Source organism: Exiguobacterium sp. SH3S1 (genome assembly GCF_004337105.1).
Lineage (GTDB): Bacteria > Bacillota > Bacilli > Exiguobacteriales > Exiguobacteriaceae > Exiguobacterium > Exiguobacterium aurantiacum_A.
In genome coordinates, this window is record NZ_SJUW01000003.1 from 236533 (window position 1) to 244750 (window position 8218).

The 8218-nt window shown below is 56.1% G+C and carries 10 protein-coding genes; 9 read left to right on the forward strand and 1 reads right to left on the reverse strand.

The genetic code is table 11. The features are described 5' to 3' along the window. Positions 1-101: 101 nt before the first annotated feature. The 6 genes from prfA to EVJ26_RS05660 are packed head-to-tail and all read left to right on the forward strand — an operon-like array spanning position 102 to position 4526. The gene (prfA, locus tag EVJ26_RS05635; RefSeq protein ID WP_131469483.1) at positions 102-1172 is read left to right on the forward strand and encodes a peptide chain release factor 1; all 1071 of its coding nucleotides are present in this window, start codon (positions 102-104) and stop codon (positions 1170-1172) included. Next, the gene (gene prmC / locus EVJ26_RS05640; RefSeq protein ID WP_131439628.1) at positions 1172-2044 is read left to right on the forward strand and encodes a peptide chain release factor N(5)-glutamine methyltransferase; all 873 of its coding nucleotides are present in this window, start codon (positions 1172-1174) and stop codon (positions 2042-2044) included. Before prfA ends, prmC begins: the two co-directional genes overlap by 1 nt. Beyond that, complete coding sequence (locus tag EVJ26_RS05645; protein WP_131470030.1) at positions 2010-3020, forward strand: L-threonylcarbamoyladenylate synthase; 1011 nt, start codon at positions 2010-2012, stop codon at positions 3018-3020. The genes prmC and EVJ26_RS05645 overlap by 35 nt, the downstream gene beginning before the upstream one ends. A 21-nt stretch (positions 3021-3041) precedes the next feature. Next, entirely contained in the window at positions 3042-3542 is a 501-nt protein-coding gene (locus EVJ26_RS05650) for a low molecular weight protein arginine phosphatase (RefSeq protein ID WP_131439172.1), read from the forward strand. Positions 3543-3546: 4 nt separating this feature from the next. After that, on the forward strand, positions 3547-3987 hold the full coding sequence (gene rpiB, locus EVJ26_RS05655; RefSeq protein WP_070328195.1) for a ribose 5-phosphate isomerase B: 441 nt from the start codon (positions 3547-3549) through the stop codon (positions 3985-3987). Positions 3988-3992: 5 nt separating this feature from the next. Further along, positions 3993-4526 (forward strand): TIGR01440 family protein, encoded by a 534-nt coding sequence (locus tag EVJ26_RS05660; RefSeq protein WP_131457719.1) that lies wholly within the window; start codon positions 3993-3995, stop codon positions 4524-4526. Between the two features lie 38 nt (positions 4527-4564). On the opposite strand, the gene EVJ26_RS05665 is transcribed toward EVJ26_RS05660, so the two are convergent. Beyond that, the gene (locus EVJ26_RS05665; RefSeq protein WP_236635506.1) at positions 4565-5350 is read right to left on the reverse strand and encodes an alpha/beta hydrolase; all 786 of its coding nucleotides are present in this window, start codon (positions 5348-5350) and stop codon (positions 4565-4567) included. A 130-nt stretch (positions 5351-5480) separates the two neighbouring features. Here EVJ26_RS05665 and glyA point away from each other — a divergent pair, with 130 nt between their 5' ends. From glyA to EVJ26_RS05680, 3 genes are all read left to right on the forward strand, one after another. Then, entirely contained in the window at positions 5481-6734 is a 1254-nt protein-coding gene (glyA, locus tag EVJ26_RS05670) for a serine hydroxymethyltransferase (protein WP_070328192.1), read from the forward strand. 3 nt (positions 6735-6737) lie between these two features. Continuing rightward, positions 6738-7676 (forward strand): hypothetical protein, encoded by a 939-nt coding sequence (locus EVJ26_RS05675; protein WP_131469480.1) that lies wholly within the window; start codon positions 6738-6740, stop codon positions 7674-7676. A gap of 108 nt (positions 7677-7784) precedes the next feature. Continuing rightward, entirely contained in the window at positions 7785-8054 is a 270-nt protein-coding gene (locus tag EVJ26_RS05680) for a hypothetical protein (RefSeq protein ID WP_131469478.1), read from the forward strand. Positions 8055-8218: the final 164 nt, after the last annotated feature.

The window sequence follows — 8218 nt, forward strand, 5'->3', positions numbered from 1 at the left end:
GTTCGCTCTAAGTATTCAATTTGTCGACGAACCGAGCTAGCTCGGTTCGTTTTTTGGTATAATGAAGAGAACGATTTGGTGAACAGAAAGGACGGATCATGATGTTTGACCGTTTAAGCGTTTTAGAAGAACGATATATGCAACTGAATGAGATGCTCGCTGACCCGGAAGTGCTCAGCGACTCGAATAAACTGCGTCAATATTCAAAAGAACAGTCTCAACTCGAGGAGACGGTACAAGCGTATCGACGCTATAAAGAGACGAGTACGGCCTACAAAGAAGCGAAATCGATGTTAGAAGACCGAACGCTCGAGTCCGATATGCGCGAACTCGCTAAAGAAGAGATGGCGCTGCTCGAACCAGTTGTGAAAGCGCTCGAAGCGAAGCTGCGCGTCCTGCTCATCCCGAAAGACCCGAACGACGACAAGAACGTCATCGTCGAGATTCGCGGGGCAGCCGGTGGCGACGAGGCGGCACTGTTTGCGGTCGACTTGTATAAGATGTACACCCGATTCGCGGAGCGTCAAAACTGGAAAGCCGAGCTGATCGACGCCAACTATACGGAACTCGGCGGCTTTAAAGAAGTGACGTTTTTGATCAACGGTGCCGGTGCCTACTCGAAACTGAAATTTGAGAATGGGGCACATCGTGTGCAACGCGTCCCGTCGACGGAGTCGGGTGGACGGATCCACACGTCGACAGCCACCGTCGCGGTCTTGCCGGAAGCCGAAGATGTCGAAGTGCATATCGATATGAAAGACGTCCGCGTCGACACGTTCACGTCGTCAGGGCCGGGTGGTCAATCGGTCAACACGACCCAGTCAGCCGTGCGGTTGACACACATCCCGTCAGGACTCGTCGTGTCATGCCAAGACGAGAAATCACAGCATAAAAACAAAGATCGGGCGATGAAAGTCTTGCGGGCCCGTCTGTATGACAAGATGCAGCGCGAACATCTCGAAGAACTGTCAGCGCAGCGGAAGTCGGCCGTCGGGACGGGCGACCGTTCGGAGCGGATCCGGACGTATAACTTCCCGCAAAGCCGCGTGACCGACCACCGTATCGGCCTCACGCTTCAAAAACTCGACCGGGTGCTCGCCGGGGAGCTTGAAGACATCATTGATGCGCTCGTCATGGAAGATCAGGCCGGCTTGATGGAGGGTATGGAGTGATGCGGATTGCCGCAAGGTTGAAACAAGCGGAACGCATGCTCGTTGACGCGGGTCGTGACCCATCGACCGCCGAATGGTGGCTCATGCACGTGCTCGGCGTCGACCGGACGGGTCTGATCGTTCGGTTATCCGAAGAACTCTCGGACGACGAAACAACTGCGTTCGAGTCCGGACTCGAGCGACTGCTTGCCGGTGAGCCGGTCCAACATTTGATTGGCCAGGCCCCGTTCTACGGTCGGTCATTCGCTGTGAACCGGGATGTACTTATCCCGCGACCGGAGACCGAAGAGTTGATCGAATGGGTCGTTGAGCACGTCGGACCGATTGAAGACGACGCGATCGTCGACGTCGGCACGGGCAGTGGCGCCATCGCTATCACGCTTAGTCTCGAGCTCGGTGTCCGCGTCCAAACGGTCGATATTTCCCGGGAAGCGATTGCGATGGCAAAACGTAACGCGGAAGTGCTTCGTGCCGATGTGACGTTTCATGAAGGGGATTGCCTCGGTCCGGTCGCGGACGACTCGATTCGGGTGCTTGTCTCAAATCCGCCTTACATCGAAGCTGATGAACTGCTCGATGAGACGGTCGCAGGGTACGAACCGCACCTCGCATTATTCGGGGGGGCGGACGGTCTCGAGTTCTACCGGAAAATCATCGCGGACTCAACACGCGTGCTACGTGCCGATTGGCAATTGATTGCGTTTGAAATCGGGTATAGTCAAGGACAAGTTGTGAAATCGTACCTGTCCGAACGTTATCCTGAAGCAGAAACGGGTATTTTAAAAGATATAAACGGTAAAGACCGAATTGTCTACGCCGTGAGGGAAGGGATTGCGCATGGAAACGAAATGGATCAAGCCAACAGAAGTTGAGGAAGGGGTTCGTCTCTTGAAGATGGGCGAGGTGATCGCGATTCCGACAGAGACGGTGTACGGCCTCGCCGGGGATGCGACGAACGATATCGCCATCCGTAAGATTTTCGAGGCGAAAGGAAGGCCATCGGACAACCCGCTCATCGTCCACGTAGCTACGGTCGAACAGGCCGAACATTTCGCGCAAACCATCCCGCCGGTAGCCAAACGCTTGATGGAAGCGTTTTGGCCCGGTGCCTTGACGATCATCTTACCGTCGAACGGTCGAGCGTCGTCACTCGTGACGGCCGGGCTCGACTCGATCGGCCTCCGCATGCCGGACCATCCGTCCGCACTCGAACTCATCCGCACGTCCGGTCTCGGTCTCGCGGCGCCGAGTGCGAACCGTTCAGGACGACCGTCACCGACATCGGCACAGCACGTAGCCGATGATTTGACCGGTCGGATCGCGGGTATTATGGATGGGGGACCGACAGGCATCGGCGTCGAGTCGACTGTGATCGACTGTACGACGGAACCGGTGACGATTTTGCGTCCCGGTGGCGTGACGAAAGAAGCGATCGAGGCCGTCATCGGGCCAGTCGCGCTCGATGCGAATTTAAGTGATGAAGCGGCCGCGCCCCGATCACCAGGAATGAAGTACACCCACTATGCCCCGAGCGCACCTTTGTATTTAGTTGATGGCGGACGCGATGACCTCGTCCGTACCATCACGATGCGGCAGGCGGCGGGCAAACGGATCGGCGCGCTCGTATTTGATGAAGCGACGACCCCGGCTGACGTCACGCTTTCTCTCGGTGACACGATGGAGATGGCGGCCCAGCGACTTTACGAGGCGTTGCGCAAATTCGATGAGACAGATGTAGAAGAGATTTACGTGAATCGGATTGAACCGACGGGAGTCGCCCTTGCCGTATATAATCGCTTGTATAAAGCGGCAGGCGGGAAAATCATCCGTCTAGAGGAAGAGGCTTAAGGACATGAGGAGGATCACGCGATGTCAATGAAACGCGTATTATTCATATGTAGTGGGAACACATGCCGAAGCCCGATGGCGATGGCCCTGCTCCGCTCGAAAGTGACGGGCGACGAATTTGATATTCGTTCGGCTGGAGTTCGGACAATGCAAGGGTTTGATGCCTCAGAAAACGCTCTTCAAGTATTACGTGAACGAGGGATTGAACTCGAACACGTGACGCAAACGTTCGATGACGTACTCGGACGTTGGGCAGACGTCATTTTGACGATGACGCGGGCACACCGCGAACAGATTCGGGATACGTATCCGGATTTGGCCGATCGTACGTTCACATTATATGAGTTCGTGACCGGACTCGAACGTGACATTAACGACCCGTTCGGAGGCTCGATGAACGTCTATCGCCAAGTCCGAAACGAACTCGAACCACTCGTCAATCGACTTGTGCTAAAATTGACGAATGACGGGTCAAAGGTGACGAAACCACCGAGACGCCTACCAAAGAAGACGGGGGAATGAACACATGAAAATTGCAATCGGCGCCGACCACGGCGGATTCAACTTGAAGAAAGACATTATCGGCTTATTAGAAGAGCTTGGACACGAGTATAAAGATTTCGGGACACACTCGGCCGAGTCGATCGATTATCCAGACGTAGCCATCCCGGTCGCTGAGGCTGTCGCTGCCGGCGAGTTCGACCGCGGCATCTTGATTTGCGGCACAGGCATCGGCATCGGCATCGCGGCGAACAAAGTTAAAGGGATCCGCGCAGCACTCGTTCACGACTCGTTCAGCGCCAAGGCGACACGTCAACATAACGACTCGAACATCATGACGATGGGCGAGCGTGTCGTCGGACCCGGGCTCGCGATTGACTTGGTGGCAACGTGGCTCGATACAGACTTCGAGGGCGGACGCCACTCGAACCGTGTCGACAAAATGAGCGCTTACGAAACGAAGTGACCGCGATGAAAGCTGAACTTTCGAACCTGCTGTTGGAGCTGCACGAACGCTTTCCGCTTGATGAGGACAAAATCCTCGTCATCGGCTGTTCGACGAGCGAAGTCATCGGCAAGACGATTGGGAAAGCCGGATCGATCGATGTGGCGTCGGAATTCATCGAAGCGTTCCTCGCGTTTCGCGACAAGACGGGCGTCCATCTGGCGTTTCAAGGGTGCGAGCACATTAACCGTGCCCTCACCGTCGAGCGTCGGACGCAGAAGCAGTTCGGTCTGACCGAAGTGACTGTCGTCCCGGTCCGCTCAGCGGGTGGGGCGATGGCGGAGAAAGCGTATGAGCGCCTCAACGCGCCGTGCGTAGTCGAAGCGATTCAAGCGGACGCTGGGATCGACATCGGCTCGACGCTGATCGGCATGCATTTAAAGCCGGTCGCGATCCCGGTCCGGTTATCGGCGAAACAGCTCGGCGAGGCGTACGTCACGTTCGCCGTCACGAGACCGAAATTGATCGGTGGCCCTCGGGCCCATTATCCAGCGAAATAACAGAGACAGCCGGTCATAGCGACCGGCTGTCTTTTGCGTTATACCTCTTCACTGAACAGATACGAGACGACCATCGGGAAACGCTCGCGCCAGGCGAGCTCGTTGTGTACGCCCTCTTCGATTGCCTCGAAGCGTAAGTGATCGACTTTGTCGCGGAGCAAGGCGTAGACGCGCTCGCTCGACTCGAGATACATCTCGTTCGTCGGCCCGTCCTCTGACGGCTGCTCGACTTCTTTACGGCCGACGTCCATATATAGGCGTTCGATACCTGTCAAATCACTCGACTCGATCAACTGCTCGAGTTCGGTCTGGTTGAACCAGAACGCTGACGACAGGGAAGCGACGCGTTGGAAGACATCCGGATAGACGCAAGCGGCATAAATTGAAATGAGGCCGCCCATCGAACTGCCGATCATCCCGGTCTCGTCCGGTTTCGTCCGATATTCGGCGTCAATCATCGGCTTCAGCTCTTGGGCGACATATTCGATGTAGGCCGATCCTTGGCCGCCTAACGTCATGTCTCGGCCGTACAACGTTTCTCCGACGAACGGATTTTCCCAAGGGCCGTATTCGTCGAGTCGCATCTCACCCGGTGCGCTATCGATGGCGACGACGATCAAGTCGCGCTTTGAAGCGTCCAAATACTCCCCGACGCGCCAGCTCATATTGTAGCTCGCGTCCGCGTCGTCGAACGCGTTCTGTCCGTCGTGCATATAGAGCACCGAATAGCGTTTGTCCGTCAGCTCGTAGTCGTTCGGCGTATAAATCCGCACCGTCCGCTCGCGTTCGAACGGGGTGATCGTCACTTGTCTCGTCTCAATCATCATAATCCTCCTCTACTGTTCTTCTTCAATATCATACCCAACTTTACGCCCGATTATGACGATACCCAAAAAAACGAGCATATGGTACGATGGGGTTGTTGATTTTTAGACATTCAGAGGGGGTTTCAACATGGTAAACACGACGAAGTTGAAAGTGCAGGACGCGGAATTGTTTGAAGCGATGCAACACGAGCTCGCCCGTCAACGGGAGAACATTGAACTGATCGCCTCGGAGAACTTTGTCTCAGAAGCGGTCATGGAAGCGCAAGGCGGGGTTCTCACGAACAAATACGCCGAAGGTTACCCAGGTCGCCGTTACTACGGTGGTTGTGAGTTCGTCGACGTGGCCGAAAACTTGGCACGCGACCGGGCGAAGGAACTGTTCGGTGCAGAACACGCCAACGTCCAGCCGCATTCGGGTGCGCAAGCGAACATGGCCGTCTACTTCACGGTGCTTGAAGCGGGCGACACGGTGCTCGGCATGAACTTGTCGCACGGTGGCCATTTGACGCACGGAAGTCCGGTCAACTTCTCGGGCGTCCAGTACAACTTCGTCGAGTACGGTGTGGACAAAGACACAGAACACATCGACTATGACGTCGTCGCCGCCCTCGCGAAAGAACATAAACCAAAACTGATCGTCGCCGGAGCGTCAGCATACCCGCGGACGATCGATTTCGCCAAGTTCCGTGAAATCGCCGACAGCGTCGACGCCTATCTCATGGTCGATATGGCCCACATCGCCGGACTCGTCGCGGCCGGACTCCATCCGAACCCGGTCGAGCACGCGCACTTCGTGACGACGACGACGCACAAGACGCTTCGCGGCCCGCGCGGCGGGATGATCCTTTGTAAAGAAGAGTTCGCCAAAGCGATCGACAAGTCGATCTTCCCTGGTATTCAAGGCGGCCCGCTCATGCACGTCATCGCCGCGAAAGCGGTGGCGTTCGGAGAGGCGCTCCAACCTGAGTTTAAAGACTATCAGGCGCAAGTCATCAAAAACGCGCAAGTGCTCGCGCAAGGTTTAGAAGAAGAAGGGCTCCGCATCGTATCGGGCGGTACGGACAACCATCTCCTCCTCGTCGACCTTCGTGGCATCGACATTACCGGTAAAGCGGCCGAGCATGCGCTCGATGCAGCCGGTATCACGGTCAACAAGAACACGATCCCGTTCGACCCGGCGTCACCGTTCGTCACGAGCGGGATCCGTCTCGGGACGGCAGCGATGACGACACGCGGTTTGAAAGAAGACGATATGCGTGAAGTCGCCCGTCTGATTGGTCGTGTCCTGACAAACCATGAAGATGAAGCAGTACTCGCCGAGGCGCATGAAGACGTGCGTGCCTTGACGGCGAAATTCTCGCTCTATCCTGAACGAGGCTGACGAATGGACGCACGGACACTAGCAGAACGGGAACTTGCAGAACTGCCGCTCGTCGATATGACGGAATGGCTCATCCGAAAAGGGGAGCATGACCCGACGTTCCGTCTCGTCGCGAACGAGTTTGGCGTCGTGATGACCCTCCTTGACCATGGGTATTACGTCGAGGCGAGTGAACGAATTGTGCCGCTTCTCGGGATGAAAGTGCCGGCGGCTTTCCATCGGCTCGGACTCGCCCTCGAAATGAAAGCAAACGGAAAGAAGGCGGCCAAGCGCCGCTTTCGTTCGTTGTCGCCAGCCGTCATGCAGCATGCGGACCTCTCGCCATGGCGTACCGCCTTTAAATGGGATAAGAAGTGGCTCGGACTACCGGCTGTCGTCGCGTTGGCGCTTGTCGCCCTCGCGTTTTGGCCTGAAGCGACTCCACCCGCCGTACCGGTGGCTGAAGACGCGCCACGGGTCGAGACGGTGACCGAGGACGAGGCGCTCGCCAAACGGCTAGAAGAGCTCGAGCAAGAAGTCGCCCGTCTCGAGGAAGCGAACGAGGCGTTGCAGACGGAAGAAACGCCGGTCGAAGAGGAAGCGTCGGCGACACCGACACAGCAAGTCATTCCGCTTGCGGATGTCGAGACGCTCGTCCAAGACAAACGCTATAAAGAGGCGGACGCCCTCCTCGAAGGCACGCCGAAAGCCGGGCAAGAACAGGCCGTCGGTTTCTATCGCCTCCTCGTCGACAACAAGCTCGGGGAAGCGGAAGTTTCGGATTATGCGGCGTACGTCGAAACGTACCCGGAATCGGGCTACAAGACAGACGTCCTGTGGATGAAGGGCATCGCTGAGAAGAAGGCCGGGGACGAAGCGTACCGGACGACGCTCGCCGAAGTCGCCGCGATGGAAGGCACATATTGGGCACCGATTGCGAAATCGGTACTGGAAGATGAATGAGGTTGCGGCCATGCCGCAACCTTTTTCTCATCAAATTCTAATCTGGTTCACCAACGTTTCTCAACCCGCTCCCGTACAGTAAAGAAAAAGAAGTAGGGGGAGAGGCACATGCAACATAGTACAACAGGTAAATTCGCCCGATTCATGAAAGGCGCTATCATCGGGGCTCTCGCACTCACGTTGATGGCAGCGGGAGTGGCAGGATTTTTGATTTTCACGCTGACCGGGAACGCCTGGCTCGATCAAATCGTTCAATTCGGTACTGACGTGTCGTTCCAAGCGGAGGGAATCGAATCCTCGTTTGAACGCTTCAGCGACTCGATCGAGCTGCGCGTCGAACAGGCGATTCCAGAAGCGGTTCGTCCGTTTTTCGACTGATGAATCCGGGAACAGAATAAGGATGCGTCGGGCGGACTGAACTGAACCCTGAATGATAGACACTTGATAAAAAGTGCTCATTCAGGGTTTTTTGTGTGCGGTCGAATCGATATAATGAACCTATTCATTCAGACGGGGGAACGCATCCATGAGTAAAATCATCT

What these genes read in the sequence shown, in the direction of transcription:
- EVJ26_RS05665 (WP_236635506.1), bottom strand. Translation starts at nt 5,350, where the DNA reads ATGATTGAGACGAGACAAGTGACGATCACCCCGTTCGAACGCGAGCGG.
- EVJ26_RS05650 (WP_131439172.1), top strand. Translation starts at nt 3,042, where the DNA reads ATGTCAATGAAACGCGTATTATTCATATGTAGTGGGAACACATGCCGA.
- EVJ26_RS05645 (WP_131470030.1), top strand. Translation starts at nt 2,010, where the DNA reads ATGGAAACGAAATGGATCAAGCCAACAGAAGTTGAGGAAGGGGTTCGT.
- EVJ26_RS05680 (WP_131469478.1), top strand. Translation starts at nt 7,785, where the DNA reads ATGCAACATAGTACAACAGGTAAATTCGCCCGATTCATGAAAGGCGCT.
- EVJ26_RS05675 (WP_131469480.1), top strand. Translation starts at nt 6,738, where the DNA reads ATGGACGCACGGACACTAGCAGAACGGGAACTTGCAGAACTGCCGCTC.
- prmC (WP_131439628.1), top strand. Translation starts at nt 1,172, where the DNA reads ATGCGGATTGCCGCAAGGTTGAAACAAGCGGAACGCATGCTCGTTGAC.
- rpiB (WP_070328195.1), top strand. Translation starts at nt 3,547, where the DNA reads ATGAAAATTGCAATCGGCGCCGACCACGGCGGATTCAACTTGAAGAAA.
- prfA (WP_131469483.1), top strand. Translation starts at nt 102, where the DNA reads ATGTTTGACCGTTTAAGCGTTTTAGAAGAACGATATATGCAACTGAAT.
- glyA (WP_070328192.1), top strand. Translation starts at nt 5,481, where the DNA reads ATGGTAAACACGACGAAGTTGAAAGTGCAGGACGCGGAATTGTTTGAA.
- EVJ26_RS05660 (WP_131457719.1), top strand. Translation starts at nt 3,993, where the DNA reads ATGAAAGCTGAACTTTCGAACCTGCTGTTGGAGCTGCACGAACGCTTT.